This is a genomic window from Nonomuraea spiralis (assembly GCF_014648435.1).
Lineage (GTDB): Bacteria > Actinomycetota > Actinomycetes > Streptosporangiales > Streptosporangiaceae > Nonomuraea > Nonomuraea spiralis.
This window is the reverse complement of the sequence record NZ_BMRC01000003.1, coordinates 560,277-582,924: the sequence shown is the minus strand read 5'-3', so window position 1 is coordinate 582,924 and position 22,648 is coordinate 560,277. Positions and strand designations below refer to the sequence as shown.

The following is a 22,648-nucleotide window of genomic DNA, read 5'->3' as shown; positions in this document are numbered from 1 at the left end:
CTCAGGTCAGGAAGAAGGAAGCGGTGACGGCCAGCAGCGCCAGCAGGAACGAACCGGCCAGCAGTTCCGGAACGCGGAACAGCCGGAGCTTGGCCATGAACACCTCGCCGGCGGCGAGCAGCACCCCCAGCAGCCCCACCTTGACGACGAGCGCGACCATCGCCAGCGGCAGCGCGAGCACCCCGGCCCCCGCGCCCGCGATCCCCAGGGGGACGAACAGGCCGGCCAGCAGTCCCAGCAGCACCGACAGCCGCATCGCCGACGCCCACTCGATCAGCGCCAGGTCGGGCCCGGCGTACTCCAGCACCGTCGCCTCGTGGATCATCGTCAGCTCCAGGTGCGTGGAGGGATTGTCCACGGGGATCCGGCCGGTCTCGGCGAGCGTGACGATCGCCAGCGCGACCGAGGCGAGCACGCTCACCGGGGAGAGCACCGACAGCGGATGCCCGGCCGCCGCCGTCACGATCGCTCCCAGGCTCGTGGAGCGGACGCCGATCGACAGGGCGAAGGTCGAGACCAGGATCGTCGGCTCCACCAGCGCCAGCACGGTCATCTCCCGGCTGGCGCCCATCCCGCCGAACGCCGTCCCGGTGTCCAGGGCGCCCAGGGCCAGCGCCACCGACCCCAGCGCCAGCAGCGCGGGCACCGCGAACAGGTCCGCGACGCCGTCCAGCGGCGAGTCCGTGGTCACCAGCGGCACCACCGCGGCCACGACCAGCGCCGTGCCGGCCAGCAGCGGCGGCGCCGCACGGAACACCCAGCCGGTGCCGCGTGGCGCGATGGGCTCCTTGCGCATCAGCTTGCGCAGGTCCCGCCACGGCTGGGCGATCCCGGCGCCGGCGCGTCCCTCCAGCCGGGCGTGGACCTGCCGCATCACCCCCACCAGCAGCGGCGAGCCGACCGCGACCAGGATCACCTGGAGCGCCGCTCCGATCACGCCCGTCATCGCAGCACCACCAGAACGATCAGCGCCGCGGTCAGCGCCCAGAACCCGTAGCCGAGATAGCGGTGGACGCTGCCGGTGGCCAGGCCACGGGCGCCACGCCCGGCGGCCGTCACGGCGGAGATCAACGGCTCGTACAGCCGGTGTTCGATCCGGTCAGGGATCCGCGCGTGGAAGCTCACGCGTTCCACCAGGTAGGCCGACTCCTTCATCGGGGTGACGTCCACGTCGCTCTCCGGCTCCAGGACGTCGCCGAAGACCCGCTGCAGCGGCTCGGCGAACGACGTGGCGGTGTACTCCATCCGCGCCGACATGGGCCCGGCGCCGCAGTCCCAGAGCCGGGCGGCGCGCCGTGCCCGCCGCGTCGCGCCCACCCGTACCAGGCAGAGGACGGCCACGACGGCGGCCACCAGGGCGACGGCGATCAGCAGCGGCGAGATCATCCCCGCGACCCCGGTCAGCCGCAGCGTCACCTGCCCGCCGGCCACGTCCCGTCCGGGGAACGCCACTCCGACCGCCCGGACGAGCGCGGGCAGGACCAGCGTGGGAGCCAGCGCCAGGGCCACGCAGCACGCCGCCGCGAGCGTCGTCGCGGCCAGCATGGCCGGCGGGCTCTCTCCGGCACGTTCGGCCTCCGCGCTGCGCGGCCGGCCCAGGAAGCCCACGCCGAACGCCTTGACGAAGGTGGCGATGGCGAGACCCGCCGACAGCGCGATCGCCCCCACGGCCAGCGGCATCGTCACCGCGCCCGCCACCCCGGCGGCGGGCTGCGCGTGGATGAGGCTCTGCAGCAGCAGCCACTCGCTGACGAAGGCGTTGCCGGGCGGCAGCGCCGAAGCGCACAACGCGCCGAGCGCGAACACGACCGTGGTGTACGGCAGCCGCGCGCGCAGCCCGCCGAGCGCGTCCAGATCGCGGGTGCCGGTCGCGTGCAGCACCGAGCCCGCCGACAGGAACAACACCGTCTTGAACGCGGCGTGGTTGACCACGTGGAGCAGGGCCGCGGCCAGCGCCAGCGCCGCCGGCACGGGAGCGTCGCAGGCCGCGAAGAAGCCCGCCGCGCCCACCCCGACCAGCACCAGGCCAAGGTTCTCCGTCGTGGAGTAGCCCAGCAGCCGCTTCAGGTCGGAGGCGACCGCCGCCTGAAGGATCCCGAACAGCGCCGACGCCGCGCCCGCTCCCAGCACCAGCAGCCACCACCAGGCGGGGCCGCCGTGCAGCAGATCCAGCCCGACCCGGACGACGCCGTACGCGCCCATGTTCACCATGGCCGCGCTCATCAGGGCCGAGACGTGACTCGGCGCCTCCGGGTGCGCCCGCGGCAGCCACACGTGCAGCGGCACGATGCCCGCCTTGGAGGCGAACCCGGCCAGCGTCGCCAGGAACACGACCGTCCTGGCGGCCGGCGACAGCGTGGCCTCGCGCAACTGCTCGAAGCTCTCCCCGCCGGCCCCGGCGGCGAACGCGACCAGGCCGACGAGGATCGTCACCAGGCCGAGGTGGGTCATGACCACATACCAGAGCCCGGCCCGGCCCACGGCCGCCCGCCGCCGGTGCTCGGCCAGCACCAGCGGCAGCGACGACACCGCCATCAGCTCCCAGGCCAGCAGGAACGTGCTCACGCTTGCCGCGGCGGGCACCAGCAACATGGCCGCCACGAACAGCGGCAGCACCGACTGGAACACGCGTCCGTCCAGGCCGTGGGCGCAGTAGGCGATCCCGTAGATCGCCGCGCACACCGCCACGAACCCGGTGACCGCGATGAACACCCCGCTCAGGGGATCGACCGCCAGCCGTACCCCGGCCAGCGGCAGCAGGTCCGGCAGCCAGGCCGACCAGCTCCGACCGGCCCCGCCCACCGCCGTCGTGCCTGCCTCTGTGATCGCGGTTGTGATCGCCGTCGTGCCCGCCGCCGCGGCGGCGGCGCCCGCGGCCGCCGTGCACCAGCCCGCCAGGTGCCGCCGCGCCCGGGGCGGTGCCAGCAGGGCGGTCACCGCGGCCAGCGCACAGCCGGACAGCGCCGCCACGTACAGTGTGCCGACCGGGTTCATCGGCCCGTCAGCCCGCGCAACGCCGCCACGATCGCCGCGGGCTCCGGCGGGCACCCCGGCACCTCCACGTCCACCGGCAGCACGTCGGCCACCGCCCCGGCCACCCCGTAGGCTCCGGCGAACACCCCGCAGTCGCGCGCGCAGTCGCCCAGCGCGATCACCAGGCGGGGCTCGGGGACCGCGTCATGGGTGCGGCGCAGCGCCACCTCCATGTTGCGGGTCACCGGCCCGGTCACCAGCAGCGCATCGGCGTGCCGCGGCGAGGCCACCAGCCGCGCGCCGTACCGTTCGGCGTCGTACACCGGGCCGAACGCCGAGGCGATCTCCACCTCGCAGCCGTTGCACGACCCCGCGTCCACATGTCTGATCTGCACCGATCCGGCGAGTTCCGCCGCCTTCGCGGGCGGGTCACCCTCCTCGCGGGCGGGCGCGGGCTCGGCCACCCGGCCCGTCTTCGCGATCTTCCCCCACAACCCCATCGTTGCCCCCTGCAACGCTCGCCGGCCACGATCACCCGGGCCGGGGCTGCCGTGCCGCGGCAGGCAGCCGCCCTGTCGGGAGAACACCTGGCCGGACCACGCATGGATCACGCGCCTGCGCGATCGCCCCCTACGGCCCGACCGGCGGATCCCGGCGCCAGGCTATTCCTCAAGCGCGGCGGGTGGGGCTGACTTTGGCCAAAGGGCGGCCGGTGGAGTCCGGCATGGCCGTTCGTGCCCGGTCCGCGGCATTCGGCCTGGTGACGCACCCCGCGCCGAGGAGTCAGGCAAGGGCGGCGAGAACCTTGTCCTGGGTGATCGGCAGGTCGCGGACGCGGTGGCCGATGGCGTGGTGGACGGCGTTGCCGATCGCGGCGCTCAGGCCGGTCGTGGGAGCCTCGCCGAAGCCGCGGGCGCCGAGCGCCGGGCTGGCCGGGTCGGGCCGGTCGATGAACGTGAGGTCCAGGTCGGGCACGTCGGCGGCCACGGGCACCAGGTAGCCGGACAGGTTCGGGGTGAGGATGCGGCCCAGGTGGGGGTCGGTCAGGGTGTGCTCGGACAGGGCGACGCCGATGCCCCAGATCACGCCGCCGACGGCCTGGCTGCGCGCGGTGCGCTCGTTGAGTACCCGGCCGGGGTCGTAGACGCCGACGACGCGGCGCACCCGGACCTGGCCCAGCAGCCGGTGGACGGCGACCTCGGTGAACACCGCGCCGGTCGAGACCGCCTGGACCATCCGCTCGCCCGCCGGGCTGGTCACGCGGAGAGGCCGGCCGTGGCGGCGCAGAACGTCCCGGAAGCTGGTGCGGCGCGCGGGGCGGTCGAGGTCGAACAGATGTCCGTCGGCGGCGCGGACGCGGGCGGGCGGCAGGCCGTGCAGCGGGCTGCTCTCGTCCGCCACGGCCAGGGCGACCACCTGGTCGCGGGCGGCGGTCGCGGCGCGGACGACGCCCGCGCCGGTACAGGGCACGGTCGCCGACGCCGACGAGGCCGGCGCCTGGGGGTAGGCGGAGTCGCCGAGGTCGAAGCGGACCTCGGCCATCGGCAGGCCCAGCACGTCGGCGCCGAGCTGCCGCATCACCGTGGAGGTGCCGGTGCCGATGTCGTGGGTGCCGGAGCGGATCCGTGCCGCGCCGTCCACGCCGATGATCACTTCGGCTCCCGCCATCTCCCGGCCGCCCGCGGTGTGGGCCACGGTGGCCATGCCCCAGCCGAGCAGCCAGTCGCCGTCACGCATGGAGCCGGGACGCGGGGCGCGGCGCCACCAGCCGAAGCGCTCGGCGCCCCGCTCGTAGCAGGTGCGCAGGTGGTTGCTGCCGTGCCGGACGCCGCTCTGCTGGTTGGTCGCCGACCAGTTGCGGATCCTGAGCGTGACCGGGTCCAGGCCGAGCGCGTAGCTCAGCTCGTCCAGGGCCGACTCCAGGGCGTGGCTGGTGACGGTGTCCGGCGCCCGGATGTAGGCGGCGTTGGCCAGGTCCAGGGCGACGGCCCGCTGGGTGGTGCGCACGTTCGGGCAGGCGTACAGGATCCGGGTGATCCGGGCGCTGGTGACGAACCGGCCCTCGGTGCCGGCCACCTGCTGGGTGAGGGTGTGGTCGATCGCGGTCAGCCGCCCGTCGCGGGTGGCGCCGACGCGCACCACCTGGTGGGACGCGGCGCGGTGGCCGTTGCTGGTGTAGGACTCGGCCCTGGTCAGCACCAGCCTGACCGGGTGTCCGACGTGCCGGGCGAGCGCCGCGGCCAGGACGATGCGCGGCACCGCGGACGTGCCCTTGGCGCCGAACCCGCCGCCCACGTACGGGGAGATGACGCGTACCTTCTCGCGGGGCAGCCGGAACACCGTCATCAGCCCTTCCTGGGTGCCGGCGATGTTCTGGGTGGACTCGTGAACGGTGAGCCGATCGCCGTCCCAGGCGGCGACGGTCGCCGGCAGCTCCATCGGGTTGTGGTGCTGCATCGGGGTGGTGTACGTCGCCTCGACCGTGACGGGCGCGGACGTGAGCGCGGCCTCGACGTCCCCGCGCACGTACACGTTGTCGCCCCCGTCAGGTCCCTGGGGCGGCAGGTACGCGGCGTCGAGACCGTCGGCGAGCACCGTCCGCGGGGTGTCGGCCCGGTAGCTCACCGCCACCAGCCCGGCCGCATGCCGGGCCTGCTCCAGGGTCCGCGCCACCACGGCCGCGACGGGCTGGCCGGCGTACCGGATCAGGTCGTCCTGCAACGGCAGGAAATCCTGCGGGCGAGGCCGGGGCAGCCGGCCCAGGTTCTCGTGGGTGAAGACGCCGAGCACCCCGGTGGCGGCGGCCGCCTCGGAGACCTCGATCGCGGTGACGCGGCCGCGGGCGATCGTCGAGCCGACCAGGACGGCGTGCGTCACGCCGGGAACCTGGACGTCGGCGGCGTACCGGGCCGCGCCGGTGACCTTGGCGACACCGTCCACTCTCGCGACCGGCCGGCCGACGGCGTTCATCCCGCCCCCCGCGCGACCGGGCGCCCGACGGCGTTCATCCCGCCCCCCGCGCGAACTGCTCCAGCACCTCCGCCAGGGCCCGCTGGACCAGCTCGACCTTGAACGCGTTGTCCGCGCGCGGCCTCGCCTCGCGCACCAGGGCCAGCCCGGCGGCGCGGATCGAGGCCGGGCCCAGCGGGCGCCCGATCAGCGCCTGTTCGGCGGCGGGCGAACGCCAGGGCAGGGGCGCGACGCCGCCGAAGGCCAAACTCGCCTGCGCCACCTCGCCGTCGGCGGCCAGCCGGACCAGGGCCGCGACCGAGACGACGGCGAACCCGAAAGCGGCCCGGTCCCGTACCTTCAGATACCGCGAGCCGGCGGCCGGCGGCGTGCCGGGCACATCGATACGGGTGATCAGCTCGCCGGGACGCAGGACGGTCTCCCGGTCCGGGGTGTCGCCCGGCGGCAGGTAGAACCCCGCCATCGGGACCCGGCGCGGGCCTTCGGCGTGCAGCGTGTGCACCGTGGCCTCCAGCGCGGTCAGCGCCACGGCCAGATCCGACGGGTGCACCGCGATGCAGTGTTCGCTGCCGCCGAGGATGGCGTGCCACCGGTTGCGGCCCTCGATCGCCGGGCAGCCGCTGCCCGGCGATCGCTTGTTGCACGGCATGGACGCGTCGCGGAAGTACCAGCACCGGGTACGTTGCAGCAGGTTCCCGCCGAGCGAGGCCATGTTGCGCACCTGCGGCGAGGCCCCGCCGAGCAGCGCCTGGGCCAGCACCGGCAGCCGTCGGCGGACGGCCGGGTGCGCGGCCACGTCGCTCATCCGGCTCAGCGCGCCCAGCGCGATCCCCGCCGGGGTCTCCCGCACGCCGTCCAAGGGCAGCGCGTTGATGTCGACCAAGTGGTCGGCACGCTCGACACCGTCCCGCATCAGGTTGAGCACGTCGGTGCCGCCGGCGATGAACCGCGTCCCCGGCCGCGCGGCCAGGCGGAGCGCGGTCTCGGCGCGGCCGGGGCGGCTGTAGGCGAAGTCGTCCATCAGGACAGCTCTCCGGCGGCCTGCCGGACCGCGGCCACGATGTTCGGGTAACAGCTGCAACGGCACAGGTTGCCGCTCATCCACTCCCGGACCTCGGCATCGTCGCCGGCATGCCCCTCGGCGGTGCAGGCGACGGCCGACATGATCTGGCCGGGGGTGCAGAAGCCGCACTGCAGGCCGTCCTGGTCGATGAAGGCCCGCTGGACTGGATGCAGCTCCTCACCGCGTGCCAGGCCCTCCACCGTGGTGATGTCCCGGTCCTGCTGCATGATGGCCAGCGTCAGGCAGGACTTGATCCGCCGCCCGTCCACCAGCACCGTGCAGGCCCCGCACTCGCCGCGGTCGCAGCCCTTCTTGGTGCCGGTGAGCCCGATGCTCTCGCGCAACGCGTCCAGCAGGCTCACCCGTGGTTCGAGGAGCCGTTCATAGGTCACGCCGTTGACCGTGAGCGGGACCCGGCCAGGTCCCTTGACCGGCTTCCCGGCCTGATCCGGGCAGGTGCGCGACGGGGCCGCGGGGAGGGCGGCGATGGCCGCGCCGGCCTTGATGACGGCACGCCGGGTCGGCTCCGGCTCCGGCGATGGGATGGCTGTGCTGGACATTTCGGTCATGGCCTGTCTGTGATGTCCGGCGGCAGAACGTAGCCTAAGCTGCCCGTTCGCCGGGAAGCCGGACCGCCGCGCGGGTGTCGAGAACGCGACGGCGGCTCCGTCCTGGGTTCGTCACAACGATCCGCTGACCGACGGCGGAGGAGCAACCGTGCATCCGAACGAGATCATCGAGGTGCTGAACCGGCCGACCAGCCAGGAACTGCTGGCTCGCGACCTGGCCCGCCTGGCCTAGGTCGCCAAGGACGGCACACCTCGCAATATCCCGATCGGCTTCACCTGGAACGGCTCGGAGATCGTCATGTGCACGTCGAAGAACGCTCCGAAGCTTCGGTCCTTGAGCGAGAACCCGATGGTCGCCCTGACGATCGACACCGAGGTGCACCCGCCCAAGATCCTGCTCATCCGGGGCTGGGCCGAGCTGGACTTCGTCGAACACATCCCGGCCGAGTACCTGCGGGCGCCCAGCACCTACGAGATGACACCCGAGCAACGGACCGGGTGGGAGGCGGAGGTGCGTTAGCTGTACCACGACGGCATGGTCCGGATCGTCGTCACCCCGACCTGGGCGAAGCTGATCGACTTCGAGACGACTCTGCCGAGCGCGGTCGAGGAACTGATCCGGCAGCGGGCGGAGCGTCAGCGCGGCTGAGCGGAGCGGCACACGAAATGCCGCGCAGCGATGTCGAGAACCCGCGCGCGGCTCCGTCCCAGGAGTGAACCACGGCCACAATGGCCGAACGAACGCTCCCAGATCATCGCGTTGGCCAAAAGCCCTGTGCGGTGCCAAAACTTGTCCATGGCATCTGGCCTGGCCTTCTATCCTCGGCACTCGTGTTTCTACGCCTGCTGTACCTGCTGATGGTCCGGTTGTTCGGCTGGTTGACGCTTCTCACACGGGGCGACACCTCCAAGGACGTAGAGATCTTGGTGCTGCGACATGAGGTCGCCGTCCTACGTCGTCAGGTCTCCCGGCCACGACCAGACTGGGCCGACCGAGCGCTGCCGGCCGCACTGCCGCGACTACTGCCCACGCAGCTTCACCTTCATCGGATCGTGACGCCGGGCACCTTGCCGGCCTGGCACCGCCAGCTGGTCTGCCAACGCTGGACCTACTCGAACGCGACCGGGCGTCCGCCGATCCCGGACGAACTGCGTGAGCTGGTCATCCGGCTGGCCAGAGAGAACCCACGGTGGGGCACCGGCGGATCCAGGGCGAACTGCTCGGCCTCGGCCATCAGATCGGGGAGGGCACCATCCACCGCATCCTCACCGCGGCCGGCCTCGGCCCAGCGCCACGCCAGACCTCACCGACCTGGCGACAGTTCCTCACCTCCCAAGCCTCCGGCATCCTGGCCTGCGACTTCCTGCACGTCAACACCGCCTTCCTCAAACGCCTGTACGTCTTCTTCGTCATGGAGATCGAGACACGCCGCGTCCACCTGCTGGGCCTCACCTCCGACCCGACCGGCGCATGGACCACCCAGCAAACCCGGAACCTGCTGATGGACCTGGGCGAGCGCGCCGGCGCCTTCAGATTTCTCATCCGGGACCGTGACGGCACGTTCTCCCGTTTGTTCGATGAGGTGTTCACCGCCGCCGGCGTGCGGGTCATCAAGACGCCCGTCCGGTCGCCACGGGCGAACGCGTTCGCCGAACGGTTCGTGGGAACGCTACGCCGCGCGTGCCTCGATCACCTGCTCATCCATGGCGAGCGGCACCTGCGCAAGGTCCTGACCGAATACGAGCGCCATTTCAACCAGCATCGCGCACATCAAGGCCGTTCCCTCCGCCCGCCCTTGCACGCCCCCGGCCAGGTGATCGACATGACCTCCCGGATCCACCGCCGAAGGACCGTCACAGGACTGATCAACGAGTACCGCAGGGACTGTAAAAACAACGGTGTAACTCCTGATCACGGAGGACACCCCTGATGAGTACTGTGATCCAGGCATCGACGGAGATCGACCTGGAGGACGGCGCCGTGGCGCGCAAGCAGCCGAAGGACGTCAAGGCCAAAGAGTCGGATCGAGAGCTGGTGGCCCGGCTGGTCGATCAGGCCCGCGCCGAGGGTGTGGAGCTGGTGGGAGAGAACGGGCTGCTGGGCAGGCTGACCAAGCTGGTGCTGGAGTCCGCTCTGGAAGGTGAGATCACCGACCATCTCGGCCACGACAAGCACGAACGCTCCGGCAACGAGACCGGTATCACCCGCAACGGCAGCCGATCCAAGACCGTCATCACCGACGTCGGGCCCGTGGAGATCACCGTGCCGCGGGACCGGGACGGTAGTTTCGAGCCGAAGATCGTACGCAAGCGGCAGCGGCGCCTGTCCGGGGTCGATGAGATGGTCATCTCGCTGGCCGCCAAGGGCTTGACCACCGGGGAGATCTCCGCCCACCTGGCCGAGGTCTACGACGCTGAGGTGTCCAAGCAGACCATCTCCACCATCACCGACAAGGTGCTGGACGGGATGGCCGAATGGCAGAACCGGCCGCTCGACCCCGTCTACCCGGTGATCTTCATCGACGCCATCCACGTGAAGCTGCGCGACGGCCAGGTCGCCAACCGGCCCATCTACGTGGCCATGGCCGTCACCGTGGACGGTGAGCGCGACATCCTCGGATTGTGGGCCGGCGACGGCGGCGAAGGGGCCAAGTTCTGGCTGCACGTGCTGACCGAGATCAAGAACCGCGGCGTCGGCGATGCGCTGATGGTGGTCTGCGACGGCCTCAAGGGCCTGCCGCAGGCCATCGAACAGGTCTGGCCGCAGGCCGTCGTGCAGACGTGCGTCGTTCATTTGCTGCGCGCCTCGTTCCGGTACGCCGCACGCCAGCACTGGGATGCCATCGCCAAGGCGCTCAAGCCCGTCTACACCGCCCCGACCGAAGCGGCCGCGCTCGAGCGCTTCCTGGAGTTCGCCGAGGTCTGGGGCGGTAAGTATCCGGCGATCGTGAAGCTGTGGGAGGACGCCTGGGCCGAGTTCGTCCCCTTCCTCAACTTCGACACCGAGATCCGCCGGGTGATCTGCTCGACCAACGCCATCGAGTCGGTCAACGCCCGCATCCGGCGGGCGGTCAAAGCCCGCGGCCACTTCCCCAACGAGCAAGCCGCGCTCAAGTGCGTCTACATGGCCATCATGAGCCTGGACCCGACCGGCAAGGGCCGCAAACGCTGGATCACCCGCTGGAAGGCCGCTCTGAACGCCTTCGCCATCACCTTCGAAGGCCGCTTGACCTCGACCACCCGATAATTAATCAAGATCGAGATACACCGTTATCTAGACAGTCCTAGGGGGATTGTTCGATATCTAACCCGCCGACAGGAGAGGGCACATGCGAAACCACTCCGAGAGAGGACGGTGCTCATCATGATGGCCAAGGAACAGTCAGAACGCGACGCGGTCCCGTTCTGGTTCGATCCACTGTGCCCGTGGGCGTGGATCACCTCACGATGGCTTCTGGAAGTCGAGCAGGTTCGGCCGGTACGCGCCGATTGGCGGATCATGTCACTGGCGTACCTGAACCTCGTCCAGCGCGAAGGCAAAGGACTCAGCGACGACTACCGCAACATGATGACGCAGGCATGGGGCCCGGTACGGATCTGCCGGGCAGCAGCTGAGCACAGTGGCCGCAGCGTCCTCGGACCTCTGTACACCGCGATCGGCATCCGGTTTCACAACCAGGGACGCCATGACGATCCCACCGTCATCACCGAAGCTCTCGCGGAGACGGGCCTGCCTGAATCGCTGGCCGCAGCCGCCACAAGTACGGAGTTCGATCAGCTGATCAGGGACTCGCACGACGAGGCGTTCAACGAGGTGGGCCTCGACGTCGGCACACCCGTTCTCCGCATCGGCGGCACGGCCCTGTTCGGCCCCGTGCTCAGGCGGGCCCCCCGAGGTGATGCTGCCGGACGACTGTGGGACGGCTTGGTCCTGGTCGCCGGGACGGACGGCTTCTTCGAGCTTAAGCGGAGCCGGGACCGGAGCGTCAAACCATCCTTCGAATGAGTGGATAAAACGGCCCGGCCAGCGTCGGCTGAAGTAACGGTCGAGGCTTCCATTTCCGGTGCGATCAGGAGGCGAACAACGCCGGGAGCCTCGACCGAGGCCGCTCAACCAATCCGCGCCGGCGAGCTGACCGCTCGCGCAATGCGGTGCCCGACAAGGCGCTCGGCCTCGGCGAGGGAGTACCAAGCGGCTCCGCTCACCTCGGACTCCTGGATAGGTCCCACATCTGCATCCGTCACGAACGCGTACCCGATGTCCAAATGGTGGTGATCCGGCTCATCCTTCGCTGGCCGGGCCGGGACCGGCCCGTACTCGATGTACACGGGGGACGGCGACGCCAGGATGACCTGCCTGGGATCAATACCACACTCCTCCGTCAACTCACGCACCGCCGCGTTGATCAGCGTGGAATCGACGGGCTCCAGGTGGCCGCCAGGTTGGAGCGGGATCCCGTACGCGAGGTGCTCGACAAGCAGGATCTTGGCGTCGCGGACGAGCAACGCACCGACAGTCACGTGCATCCGAAAGTTCCGCCGCGAGGCATAGTCGCCTCCCTGAGACAGCAATTGGACTGGCTCTGAAAGCAGCGCCGCTTCGTCCGGGTGGCGCTCAAGGTAGGCAGTCAACGTGCCCAAGATGTCTGAGTCAGTGATCGCCATCGGGCACCTCCATATCAATACGAGAGCAACGCTGTTCGTAACAGGTTGCCCGGAAGCAGTGACACTCAAGAAAGATCATTCAGCGTTCCCTCTGCGCCGGTCGCTACGGCCACCCGACGGCGAGCTCGGTTGCGCTCCTGCCGAACCAGCAGCGTGACACACCCGTCACTTGCTTCGCACAGCAGAACGGAAGACTCACCAGCCGCTGATGACATCCTGAACAACCGTCCGGGATATTCGCACGCTGACAGGGGTCAGAAGCCAGGAGGACGATGGCACCCGCTGGCCGAGACCAGACAAGTGCGGGGAGATGATTTGCTGCGCTTGATCCTAGTGTCCTGATTCACCTAGTGTTCCTGGTTATGGGGGCTCTTCGAACTTGATCGGGATTTGAGGTCTCACCGGAGGCAGAGGGCTTGAGAGGGCAGCGGCCAGGTTGACGCGCCCGGGGCCTTTACCGGAGGCGGTGAAGTCCGAGTGCAGCCACGGCGGGATCAGATGCGAGCTTTGGGCGGCCTCAGCGATTGTCATGCTTCGTCGACGAAGCAGATCCAGGCATCCTGATCCCGCGCCGTTGTTCCGCCAGCGGCCAGGTGTCCTTCACCCAGGTGGCGGTCGCCTCTTTCGTCACGTTCAGCGGCGCGGCGCTGGGGGCTGCGGGCCTCAGCCCAGCCGGTGCAACAGGTAGGAGATCCCGCGCGGGGTGTAGGAGACGTGGAACAATCGGCCGACCAGCACCGTGACCCGGGGCCAGGGTCCACCGCTGACCCTCGCTCCACCCACGGCCGGACCGGCGTCCAAGGCGGCCTCCAACCGCTCCACCTGCGCGGCGTTCAGCCGGCAGTGCTGGCCGCCCGACCCCCTGGCACCAGCGCCTCGGCTCCTGGCGTGCGCCAGGCCTGGTGCCAGACAAAGGCGGACTTGCGCAAGACCCGCAGACACTTGGCCACCTGAGGCGGCGACATGCCAGCCGCGAACAGCCCGCCAGCCTCTAAGCGGACCTGTTCACGCTTGGCTCGCGCCGCCGGGGTCAGACCACCACCATCTGGATAACGGTCTCTCCGGCATACTCCCGAACCTAGCCGTAAGTACGCAACCGCGCGAGGTGATACCTCAGTCTTTCAACCTCTGCATCTCAGCCCGATCGCCCACGAAAAGACAAAAGAAATCCTGAGGCCTGCTGCCTGAAATCGGTGTCCACATTGATGAGGGAAGTCCCTACACACCAGACCGCACCCGAACTATGTCGATTGAGCCTGTGCGCTCGGCGCGTGCTCCAATACCGACACCTTCTCCATGGACGACGTCGTCCAGAACGGTGCCGGAATCACGACCGAGGAAATCCAGCAGCAAGATCACCTCAATCCAAAAAATCCATTCCCTCGGCCTCAGTTGGATCGACTCCGAGAAGGCTTTCATGTAGGCCATTTATCGAACGCCCCGTAGCGTTTCCATTGGAGTCGGTCTCGACAAGGCGCCACCCCGACGTGTCGCCCATTTCCGAGTCTTGACCCAGATCCAGCAGGTAAAGAATGCCAAATGCTGTCTCATACGCTATCGCCTGGGCCAGGCGAGAAATGTCGTCTAGCTCTGCTCCTTGATCGACAAGACGCTCGACCGTTCGAAGTCTAACCAGACTGTCGTTCTGCCCCCATTCCCGAATTAGGTCGATCCATATTCGCCTAAGAAGAATGAATCGCGCAAACTCGGGAGCACCTCCCTCCAGATCGCTCATCACTACTCCATGGAGGTCTCCAGCAGCTCCGGCAGCGATGAGCTTATCCAGCATTCGCTGGGCCCCCGTCTGGCTTTCTCGAGGAAGGGAGGCAAGCCATTCCTCCCATTCACCCTTACGCATTCCACTCCTCCTTGCCGAGAGACATACTACCCTAGCAGCCCGTCCCGCAGTTCACGTCTCAGCTGGCCAAGGATATCCATCGCCTCGTCCTTCGTCTGCGCCATGCCTAAGGCGTCATTGACGGAGTCGTAGTAACTATTGGTATGCACTCTGGAGTGAGGAATCGCGCCCCCGGGATTGGGCTTCTTCGAACCTCCAGGCAGCCATACACCATTAGCAGCGTCATTGATATCGATCCCGAATCTGTCGAGTATCTTTCTGGCAGGATCAGCACGCTTGTCGGTTCCTGCTACGATGTGATGAGCAGCTTCCCCGCTTTGACCTTTTTGCCCGGCCTTCTCGAGATTCTCCCCCAGCGTCTTTGAGCAGGGATTGCTGTTGTGGACGAGAATACCTCTAAAATTGACGTGATATGTGTGAATATCTGCAATTGAGAGATTATAGACCGTCTGGTCCTGATCCGTCCACTTAGAAACGGCCGCGACCTGGACATAAGATCCTGCACTGGTTTGCAGCAATGCGCCCGGCTGTATCCTCCCTGCATCTATCCATTGCTTTAGATCGGGCGACCAGAAGGGGTGCGCTTCGGTTGCTGTAATCGCATCAGCCTTGTCGCTGCCGTTTCCGACGGTGATCCGGACCAGGTTTTTTATCCCTCGACTGTTGACAAGGCCCGCAACGCGCTTGGAATATTTCCGACCCGTCTTCGGATCGCTTGCGAGGACCATGTCGCCAATTCGGACATCCTCGATGCGCTTTGCGGTTCCGTCCGCCATTAGAACCTTGGTGCCGGGAATGAAACTACTACAGGGTTTAGTCGTGGAGACGAAGGGCTTGATGCTACGGTTGGGCGGCTTGATCTTGTATTGCCAGAGAGGAGTGCGCACCTTGGCCGGGCTGCCGGCGGGCTCCTTATCCCAGAGAGGGCCGTTCATCAAGACGTTGTTGTCGTCGAGGTCTTCTTGCTTCCTAAGAGCGCGCCTGCGATTTTCGGCATAGTTGTCGCGAATCCACTGCTCTCGCCGACGATCCTTTTCGTACTGCTTGTGCCGCTGCTTGTGAACCTTTCTTTCGTATGCGGTTTTCTTGGCACCGTTGGGGTTGTGGGTTTTGGCGAAGGTAGCGTTGGCTTTGCGGCTCGCGTCGGGATCGGTGCCACCGCCGGCGTCGACGCGACGGCCGTCGGGGTCCGATTGGTCGATGGGGTTGTTTGCGGCGTAGGAGTAGGCGTTGGCCCATTCGGGAGTGCGTAGGTCAAGTTCTGGGTCTGTGGAGATGAACTTGGCGATGGACGGGTCGTAGTAGCGCGCGCCCAGGTAGGACAGACCGGTGGAGGCGTCTTCGACCTTGCCGAGGAAGCCTCGGTCGGTGAAGGGAAGGTCATCGCCGCCACGGCGCTGGCCGTAGGGCAGGTAGCGCTCGCGACTGACGTTGCCGGTGGTGTCGTTGACGGCGATCTGTGTGCTGCCGTGCGTACCGGCGAGCATCCAGGTCACACCACTGGTGTCGCGCATGGCGACCAGGTCACCGTCGGCGCTGCTGTAGTACCGCTTAGCGGTGACTTGGCCGTTGGCCAGTCGCAGCTCGATCGCGCCGAGGTAGAGCGTGGTACTGCCGTCCGGATCGCGGCGAATGAGGCGTTGGCCGGAGGCGTCGTAGACCATGCTGGTCTGCTGGCCGTTGATCGTGGCCTTGGCCAGCTCTCCGCGCTCGTTCCAGTCGAAGGTGCCTTGGTTGCCCCCTACCGTGCGGGCGGCAAGTTGCCCATTGCCGTCGTATGCGTAAGTGTCGGTGCCGGTAGCGCGCGTGATGGCGGTGACCGCATTAGGACGGACCGCCGTCGACCCGGGAGCGGGGTAGGTGTAGGTGGCGGTCTGGCCGTTGTCGGTCAGGCCGGTGATGTTGCCGACCTTGTCGTAGGTGTAGGACTGGCTGTATGGGTCCAGGCCCTTGGCGTCGCCGCTGCCAGTGCAGGAGCTCGTGGTGGTGGTGTATGCGGTCTTGAGCCGGAGCAGACCGTCGTAGGTGAAGCATTCGGACTGGCCATCAGTGGTGCCGGGGATGGCCGAGGCGGCGTCCAGGACTCGGGTGATGTTTCCGGCAATGTTGTAGCTGTAGCGGTCGTCTTGGATGGTGTCGGGGCTGCTGGTGTCGGCCTTGGTCTGGGTACTGACGCGCGAGAGCCAGTCGGTGGTGGTGTCGCGTTCGAGGGCGCGCTTGATCTTGCCGGTGGCCCCGAGTGCACGGGTGGCGAGCTTGCCGGTGGGGGTGAAGGTGGTGTCCTGGATGTAGGTGAAGCCACCCAGATTGGAGGCCAGCCCCTTGGTGAAGCCAAGATCGGTATAGCTGTGGGTGAGCGTTTCCTGGGGTAGACCGCCGGCTGCAGGCAAAGTCCGCTCGCGGAGGTTGCCTGCGGCGTCGTAGGCAGAGGTGAAGACGTACTCGTCGTCGAGCGGGTCTTCGTTCGCAGGGACGGTTACCTTGCTCTCCGTGACGCGGTACTCGCTGTCGTACTTGGTGACCGTTTGTGTGTAGGCCTGCCCGCCGGCGTAGCTGATGGCGGCTCCAGGCTGACCGTTTGCGACGGTGTCGTAGGTCCATTCGGTGAGCTTGGTGCCGGTGGTCGGCTCGCCCGCCCAGAGGACTCTGCGGCGCCCGAGGTCGTCGTAGGTGATGGAAGTTTTCTGGCTCTTGCCGTCGATGCTCCAAATCTGATGACCGGCCAGGTCGTAGCCATAGGTGGAGTTGCCGGCGTCGGGGTCGGCATTGGCGGTGCGGCGGTTTTGCCAGTCGTAGGTGTAGGTGCGGACGTTGCCGTTGGCGTCCGTCATGCTGGTCAGGTTGTCGTTGAGGTCGTAGGTGTAAGTGGTGTCGGCGTGGGTGGTGCCGTCGGACCACTCCTCGACCTTGGCAACGCGATCGAAGGCGTCAGCGACGGTGACGGTCTTGCCTCCCACGGGCGGCGTGACCTCGGTGCGTTCCCTGCCGGGGTAGGCGGTGGTCGTCCGCCGCAGTTCGGTGCCTTCGTGATACGCGATGGAGGCCACTTGTCGTTCCAGGCCGTCGTAGACGGTCTTGGTCCACTGCGGCAGGGTGGCCAGGGCCGGATTGAGGAGCCCGTTGCCGGGCTGCCCGGTGTTGTAGACCGGTTCCGAGACCGCCTCGGTCAGGCCGCGTGGATCGTAGGTGGTGGCGATGACGATCCGGCCGCCACTTGGGGAATCGGTCTGGGATTCGCGGGCGCGGCCCAGACCGTCTTCGAAGCTGTGCTTGGTCATCCATTTGGCGCTGGTGCCACTACCGGTCAGCAGTTGCTTGACGGTGGTCTTGATCGGCGCGGTGGGCTGGCCGAGTCCGCCGTTGAAGGGGATGTCGTAGATGGCCGTAGCGCTTGCGGTGCCTCCGGCGCGAGGCTGACCTGGCTTCCACAAGGCAGTGGTGCGGCCGAGCCCGTCGTAGTCCATCTCTGTCGTCTTGTTGTTGGCATCGACGGTCTTGACCGGCTCACCCAGGACGTGCGAGAACCACGTGGTGCTGATATGGCCAAGCGCGTTCTTGACAGTGATGCCGTCCTTCGGCCAGCCGACAGCAGGTGTGTAGGCGGTGGTTGTGGTCTTGCCGAGTGGGTCGGTCGCGGTCAACTGCCGCCCGTAATCATCGAACGTGGCCTTGGCGCTGGAGATCGTCGTGGCGTCGGCGTAGGAGCGGACCTCGGTGGGGTTGCCGTCGCTGGGTTTGTTGGTGGCCGGGTCGGTGCCCTGGTCGTACAGGGTGATGGTCTTACTGATCAGAGGGCCGGCGTCGCAGTCATCACCCGAGTGCCTCTCTTCCACTGACGGGAAGTCGACCAGCCATTGACCCGGGTCGGCGTTACGAGCGTAGGTGATCTTGGTGCAGGAGTTGTCGCCGGCTACGCCGTCCTGGCCGTAGTCATTGACCTTCCAGGGCAGACCGTCGGCGTTGGGCTCGGTCTTCTCGTCGGTGTAGCGCCAGGTGCCGTCGGCCATCTTCTGCCGCGAGCGTTCCCGAGCCTGCAGGACGAAGGCCGGGTCCATCGTGCCGGGCCCCTCACCCGTCTTGGTGATCTTGTATTCCCAGCGCATGGAGTCAACCTCGGTGTAGGCACGTGGGCTCAGCGAGGTCATCTGCCACGTCTGTTCCTGAAGCACCTCTCCCTGGAGCACGGGCGCGTCGGTCATCGTGCCGCCGTCGAAGTCGGTGACGGTCAACTCGGAGCCGCGCAGGAAAGTGCGGGTGGTGACGGTGTAGCCGGAAGGGTCGCTGCCCGAGCCTTGGATGGTGCGCACCTGGGCGTAGCCGCGCCAGTCCGAGCCGTCGGGCGCCAGGCCTGGCTCGGCGAACTGGATGGGTTTGGCCCAGCGCGGGCTGCCCAGGAACTCATAGCTGTTGACCACGTCCGGTGAGCCGCCCACCATGTCGCGCTCGACCACCTTGGTGGCCAGTTGCTTGTAGTAGCGGGTATAGGCCTCGTAACCATTCTCGGGGTCGCTGCCCATGTCGACCTGGTAGCAGTCGCCGACCTTGTCATTGAGGTAGTTGGAGCCGTCGCGGCCCTTCGCGCCGCCGCAGGGGTCGGCCTGCCCGTACGTGACTTCGATCCGGCCGCCCATCCCGTTGGCGATCGCCGCGACACGCGGCACCATCCGCCACGACACCTGGTCCTGCCAGTCGGAGTCGCTGATGTAGTCCATCTTCCCGGCCAGCATCACCGCGTCGAAGTCCAGCGGCGGCAGCGCGACCTGCGGGCTGGCCGCCAGTCCGGTCTGGCGTACCGTGTCCAGCCACATCACGGAGTCGTACGGCGGTCCGGAGTCGGTGCGCTGGTACATCCACGAGTGGGTGAGATCCAGCCGGTCGACCGGATCCCATACCCCGGAGGTGGGGTTACGCGACTCGGTCAAGACCGTGGTCAGCTTCCGGGTGGAATAGAAGGAGATGGCGTCGTTGGTGCAGCCCACGGCTTGCGTACAGTGCAGGTCGGTGGGCACGTCGTCGCCGTCACGAGCGGCGGTGGTGAAGGTAGTGCGCGCAGTCGGCGTGCTGCCGCTGACCTGCGCGTTGTGCCCCCACGTCATCGAAGCCAGGAAGCCACCTCGGTCATAGGGAAGCACCTTGTAGGTCTCGTCGACGCAGGAGGGCAGGCAGAAGTAGTTGGTCTCCCGGGCGTAGGAGTAGTCGATCACGTTCTCGTTGCGGTCGACCTCCTGGTCCAGGTTCCATCGCCACACGCCGGTGCAGGTGGGAGGGATCGCGTTGTTCCAGTACCGGTCGAAGCAGGGCTCGCCGTTTTCGTCGCCCACGTACGGCACCTGCCATTGGGCGTCCTTGGTGTAGCCGAACCGCCAGACCTGCCCCTCCTGGTTGGTGATCTTCCAGTACGAGTTGCCGTCCGCGCCACCAGCGACCTGCTCGATCTTCCACCCGAAGTCCGGGACCGTCTTCCACGCCCCTGTGCTGCGGTCCTTGACGATCTGCGCCGAACGGCCGCCCGCGCTCAACACCAGTTCCGACTGGGTTAGGTCGTTGGTGCCGGCGTCCCCGTCGGTCTGGTCCGGGGACTCCCAGCACAGCGCCCTGCCCGCCTTGCTCTCCTCGGCGATCCAGATTAGTTCCGCGGTGTTGTCGTCGTAGTACGTCGATACGGCACATCGGCGATAGCGCCGCTCGATGAAGCCCGAATTCAGATCCCAGCCGACCCCGACCACGCCGGACTGGTTGTTGGTCCACCGCCCCTGCCCGTCCACCGACGAGGCGTCGTACTGCAAGGACAGATCCGGCCCGTCCCCTGCCGCCGTAGGCGGTTCCGGCAACGGCACGTCGTAGTCGAACCCGCCTCCCGACGTGCCTGCCTGCCACGTGCCCGCCGGCTTGAGATCGGTGGCGCCCCAGTTACCGTCCGGCCCTGTCAGATCCCCTGCCAGCAGGTACACCGACCCCGCCGCCAACTGGGCCTTCTGCACCGTCGCCACGGCTCGAGCGGCATCGGCCTTACGGTCCTTGCCCAAGGCGGGCGCCTTTACCGCCGTCTCACCGGTATTGGCAGGAGCGACCTCCACCTCCGCAGTCAACGTCCCGGACTTCAGATCGTTGACCGAAGGAACCACCGTAGGCCGCGCCACACACGTGCGCGGACGCGGCACCTGCAATACGCACAAGGGCAGGCGCACCACCTGCAGACGGGAAACGAACTGGCCGCCGACCCCGTCCCGGAACCCGGCGTAGGAGAACTCCGCGCGCGCCTTCCCAGGCGCTGTCCCTCCATCAGCGCGTAGCAGCCGCGCCGCCACACCAACACCGCCCAGCGCATGGGCGGTGTCCGGTGAGAGGGCCTCCACCGACACCTTGCCCAGTGCAGCGCCCCGGACCTGTCCCACCTTCACCGGGAGCGCTCCGGCCTCGGCCAACTCACCCACCGGCGGCACGCTCACCTCGGCCTTGCCTGGCTTGGGCCATACGGGCTTGGCCGGCTTCACCTTAGGCGTCGACTCCTCCGCCGCCTGGACCGTCTTCTTCTTAGGAATCGGCCTGCTACCCACCGATTGTTCAGGGTCAGGTGCCGCTGCAGCGGCTTGATCAACTAGTCGTTCCGGTACTCCGACGCTGGAGATCAACAGCAGCACCGACAGCCCCATCACCAAGGCCACGAACCAATTCCGCAGTCGCCGACCGTGCATCCGACACCCCTTCGCGGCACGCTGACGCAGCCCCTGGGACGAGGGGCTTCAGATGCCTAAGGAAGACATAAAACGATCACTTGGAATGTGATCGACGCCCGAAGATCGGTCAACGGCGGGAGCGTCGCTTTCCCGACACAGAGAGTCAGAGGTTCGTAAGCACCGCCAGACATGCCTGCTGGTCAACCCGCCCGTCAGGGATACTCTCTAGCTGCGCTACACTTAAATGTGACATGCATCACATTGAGCGATGCGGGCGGGTCGGGAAGAGCCGCTCGCAGTCACCGAGCCCGTGACTTCGCCATGAATGCGGACACGTGACCTGAGATCACCCCGATCGAATGCGAGCCTTAGCTGGCGCGTCTGTCATCGCACGCGGTAAGTGTGGAGGTGGGGCAGATGCCCAAGACTCGTGTGCAGGTCAGCAGGCGATGTGGCTGTGTGGATGCGGAAACGGGACGTCAGCGAGGCCTGACGTGTCCGCGTCTGCCGGTAGATGACGATCACGGCAGCTGGTATTTCGCAGTGCAGGTACGCGACCTGGACGGACAGCGCCAACGCATCCGCCGAGGTGGTTACGGCGACGCTGAGGAAGCTCGGGGCGCAGGCCGAGCCTTGGTCGCCGCCGACCGCAACGGCGTAGGGGCCGGGTGCACCCTTGGGCAGTGGCTGACGCGCTGGCTGGCCACCAAGGGCGCCCTCCGTCCGTCGACCCGGCAGGGCTACGCCACGCACATCCATCTCTACCTCATCCCCCGCCTGGGGCGAATTCGGCTGCACCAGCTCACCTCGCGCGACGTCAACGAACTGCTCGCGGTACTGGCGTCCCGTCCTTCTCCGACCGGCCGCCGGTTGTCTCCGGCCACCATGGTGCGGATCCACGCCACCTTGCGGACCGCGCTGAACGCGGCGGTGCGTGCCCGGCTGATCCCGGTCAACCCGGCCAACGGAGCCGAACTGCCTCATCCCCGTCGACCTCATCCGGTGATCTGGACCGCCGGGCGGGCAGCCCGCTGGCAGCAGTCAGGAGAACGTCCAGCGATTGCGGTGTGGACCGAGCAGCAGCTCGCGTCGTTCCTGGCCAACCTGACAGAGGACGGCCTGTATGCCGCCTGGTGGCTGGCCGCGCTGCGCGGCCTGCGGCGGGGCGAGCTGGCCGGACTACGCTGGACGGACGTCGACCTGCAAGGTGCAGAGCTGACGGTGGCCCAGCAGCGAGTGCACGCTGACGGCCAGGTCATGGTCGGCCCGCCGAAGAGCGCCGCCAGCTACCGGGTAGTGGCCCTGGATAGGGAAACTGTGCAGGTGCTGAAACGGCACCGCGAGCGGCAGGAGGAGCTGAGCGCGGCGGCGGGTGCCGACTGGCAGGATTCGGGATACGTGTTCACCACCGCGACAGGCGCACCGCTGCGGCCGGACTATCTCACCGGCCGGTTCCGCCGGCTGGTGGCCGCCTCCGGGCTGCCGCCGATCCGGCTGCACGACCTACGCCACGGCGCCGCCACCCTGGCGCTGGCCGCGCACACCGACCTGAAGGTGGTACAGGCCATGCTGGGGCACGCCAGCATCGTGCTCACCGCCGACACCTACGTCTCGGTGCTACCGGAAGTGGCCCACGAAGCAGCCCGCGAGACAGCCGAGCTGGTGCTGAACGCCGCATCCGCACTGGGGCGGCAGCTCAGCATCTGACTCAGGATTGCCTCATATTTGCCCCATGCCGCCCCAGCGCATGGGCGCGATCGGAGTTTCCGCAGGTAGAGAAGCGCGCCCTGCAGGATTCGAACCTGCGACCGTCGGATTAGAAGTCCGGTGCTCTATCCAGCTGAGCTAAGGGCGCTCCTGCCTTATTGTGCAT

The 22,648-nt window shown here is 67.9% G+C and carries 15 protein-coding genes and 1 tRNA gene; 5 read left to right on the top strand and 11 right to left on the bottom strand.

Annotated elements, in window-relative coordinates; genetic code table 11:
* Window position 1: 1 nt before the first annotated feature.
* The 6 genes from IEZ27_RS10055 to IEZ27_RS10030 form a co-directional block, all read right to left on the bottom strand.
* Entirely contained in the window at window positions 2–946 is a 945-nt protein-coding gene (locus IEZ27_RS10055; protein ID WP_189646921.1) for a respiratory chain complex I subunit 1 family protein, read from the bottom strand.
* Window positions 943–2,994, bottom strand: coding sequence for a proton-conducting transporter transmembrane domain-containing protein (locus tag IEZ27_RS10050; protein ID WP_189646920.1), 2,052 nt, complete (start codon window positions 2,992–2,994; stop codon window positions 943–945). The genes IEZ27_RS10055 and IEZ27_RS10050 overlap by 4 nt, the downstream gene beginning before the upstream one ends.
* Entirely contained in the window at window positions 2,991–3,473 is a 483-nt protein-coding gene (locus tag IEZ27_RS10045) for an NADH-quinone oxidoreductase subunit B family protein (protein ID WP_189646919.1), read from the bottom strand. Before IEZ27_RS10045 ends, IEZ27_RS10050 begins: the two co-directional genes overlap by 4 nt.
* Window positions 3,474–3,756: 283 nt before the next feature.
* Window positions 3,757–5,943 (bottom strand): xanthine dehydrogenase family protein molybdopterin-binding subunit, encoded by a 2,187-nt coding sequence (locus IEZ27_RS10040; protein ID WP_189646918.1) that lies wholly within the window; start codon window positions 5,941–5,943, stop codon window positions 3,757–3,759.
* Window positions 5,944–5,977: 34 nt separating this feature from the next.
* On the bottom strand, window positions 5,978–6,964 hold the full coding sequence (locus IEZ27_RS10035) for an FAD binding domain-containing protein (RefSeq protein WP_189646917.1): 987 nt from the start codon (window positions 6,962–6,964) through the stop codon (window positions 5,978–5,980).
* Window positions 6,964–7,566, bottom strand: a complete 603-nt coding sequence (locus tag IEZ27_RS10030) for a (2Fe-2S)-binding protein (protein ID WP_189646916.1) — start codon at window positions 7,564–7,566, stop codon at window positions 6,964–6,966. The genes IEZ27_RS10035 and IEZ27_RS10030 overlap by 1 nt, the downstream gene beginning before the upstream one ends.
* 343 nt (window positions 7,567–7,909) lie before the next feature.
* On the opposite strand from IEZ27_RS10030, the gene IEZ27_RS53755 reads away from it, so the two are divergent.
* The 4 genes from IEZ27_RS53755 to IEZ27_RS10010 all read left to right on the top strand — a co-directional run bounded on the left by IEZ27_RS53755 (window position 7,910) and on the right by IEZ27_RS10010 (window position 11,581).
* Complete coding sequence (locus IEZ27_RS53755) at window positions 7,910–8,095, top strand: hypothetical protein (RefSeq protein WP_446686146.1); 186 nt, start codon at window positions 7,910–7,912, stop codon at window positions 8,093–8,095.
* Window positions 8,096–8,765: 670 nt separating this feature from the next.
* Window positions 8,766–9,506 (top strand): integrase core domain-containing protein, encoded by a 741-nt coding sequence (locus IEZ27_RS10020; protein ID WP_229823809.1) that lies wholly within the window; start codon window positions 8,766–8,768, stop codon window positions 9,504–9,506.
* Window positions 9,506–10,822, top strand: a complete 1,317-nt coding sequence (locus tag IEZ27_RS10015) for an IS256 family transposase (RefSeq protein ID WP_189646915.1) — start codon at window positions 9,506–9,508, stop codon at window positions 10,820–10,822. The genes IEZ27_RS10020 and IEZ27_RS10015 overlap by 1 nt, the downstream gene beginning before the upstream one ends.
* 120 nt (window positions 10,823–10,942) lie before the next feature.
* Window positions 10,943–11,581: a mycothiol-dependent nitroreductase Rv2466c family protein gene (locus tag IEZ27_RS10010; RefSeq protein WP_189646978.1), complete on the top strand. Its 639-nt coding sequence runs from the start codon at window positions 10,943–10,945 to the stop codon at window positions 11,579–11,581.
* A 104-nt stretch (window positions 11,582–11,685) separates the two neighbouring features.
* Here IEZ27_RS10010 and IEZ27_RS10005 read toward each other — a convergent pair whose 3' ends face one another.
* The 4 genes from IEZ27_RS10005 to IEZ27_RS09990 all read right to left on the bottom strand — a co-directional run bounded on the left by IEZ27_RS10005 (window position 11,686) and on the right by IEZ27_RS09990 (window position 20,763).
* Complete coding sequence (locus IEZ27_RS10005) at window positions 11,686–12,240, bottom strand: NUDIX hydrolase (protein ID WP_189646914.1); 555 nt, start codon at window positions 12,238–12,240, stop codon at window positions 11,686–11,688.
* 833 nt (window positions 12,241–13,073) lie between these two features.
* The gene (locus IEZ27_RS55470; RefSeq protein ID WP_446686147.1) at window positions 13,074–13,274 is read right to left on the bottom strand and encodes a helix-turn-helix domain-containing protein; all 201 of its coding nucleotides are present in this window, start codon (window positions 13,272–13,274) and stop codon (window positions 13,074–13,076) included.
* Window positions 13,275–13,600: 326 nt separating this feature from the next.
* Window positions 13,601–14,098 (bottom strand): hypothetical protein, encoded by a 498-nt coding sequence (locus IEZ27_RS09995; protein ID WP_189646913.1) that lies wholly within the window; start codon window positions 14,096–14,098, stop codon window positions 13,601–13,603.
* Between the two features lie 26 nt (window positions 14,099–14,124).
* Window positions 14,125–20,763: a polymorphic toxin-type HINT domain-containing protein gene (locus IEZ27_RS09990; protein WP_189646912.1), complete on the bottom strand. Its 6,639-nt coding sequence runs from the start codon at window positions 20,761–20,763 to the stop codon at window positions 14,125–14,127.
* A 429-nt stretch (window positions 20,764–21,192) separates the two neighbouring features.
* On the opposite strand from IEZ27_RS09990, the gene IEZ27_RS09985 reads away from it, so the two are divergent.
* Window positions 21,193–22,482, top strand: a complete 1,290-nt coding sequence (locus tag IEZ27_RS09985) for a tyrosine-type recombinase/integrase (RefSeq protein ID WP_189646911.1) — start codon at window positions 21,193–21,195, stop codon at window positions 22,480–22,482.
* Window positions 22,483–22,556: 74 nt separating this feature from the next.
* On the opposite strand, the gene IEZ27_RS09980 is transcribed toward IEZ27_RS09985, so the two are convergent.
* A tRNA-Arg gene (locus IEZ27_RS09980) sits at window positions 22,557–22,630 on the bottom strand.
* Window positions 22,631–22,648 lie beyond the last annotated feature (18 nt).

Bases quoted from the DNA above. Each gene is read 5' to 3' on its own strand.
- IEZ27_RS10055 (WP_189646921.1), bottom strand. From the start codon at position 946: ATGACGGGCGTGATCGGAGCGGCGCTCCAGGTGATCCTGGTCGCGGTC.
- IEZ27_RS10050 (WP_189646920.1), bottom strand. From the start codon at position 2,994: ATGAACCCGGTCGGCACACTGTACGTGGCGGCGCTGTCCGGCTGTGCG.
- IEZ27_RS10045 (WP_189646919.1), bottom strand. From the start codon at position 3,473: ATGGGGTTGTGGGGGAAGATCGCGAAGACGGGCCGGGTGGCCGAGCCC.
- IEZ27_RS10040 (WP_189646918.1), bottom strand. From the start codon at position 5,943: ATGAACGCCGTCGGCCGGCCGGTCGCGAGAGTGGACGGTGTCGCCAAG.
- IEZ27_RS10035 (WP_189646917.1), bottom strand. From the start codon at position 6,964: ATGGACGACTTCGCCTACAGCCGCCCCGGCCGCGCCGAGACCGCGCTC.
- IEZ27_RS10030 (WP_189646916.1), bottom strand. From the start codon at position 7,566: ATGTCCAGCACAGCCATCCCATCGCCGGAGCCGGAGCCGACCCGGCGT.
- IEZ27_RS10015 (WP_189646915.1), top strand. From the start codon at position 9,506: ATGAGTACTGTGATCCAGGCATCGACGGAGATCGACCTGGAGGACGGC.
- IEZ27_RS10010 (WP_189646978.1), top strand. From the start codon at position 10,943: ATGGCCAAGGAACAGTCAGAACGCGACGCGGTCCCGTTCTGGTTCGAT.
- IEZ27_RS10005 (WP_189646914.1), bottom strand. From the start codon at position 12,240: ATGGCGATCACTGACTCAGACATCTTGGGCACGTTGACTGCCTACCTT.
- IEZ27_RS09995 (WP_189646913.1), bottom strand. From the start codon at position 14,098: ATGCGTAAGGGTGAATGGGAGGAATGGCTTGCCTCCCTTCCTCGAGAA.
- IEZ27_RS09985 (WP_189646911.1), top strand. From the start codon at position 21,193: ATGCCCAAGACTCGTGTGCAGGTCAGCAGGCGATGTGGCTGTGTGGAT.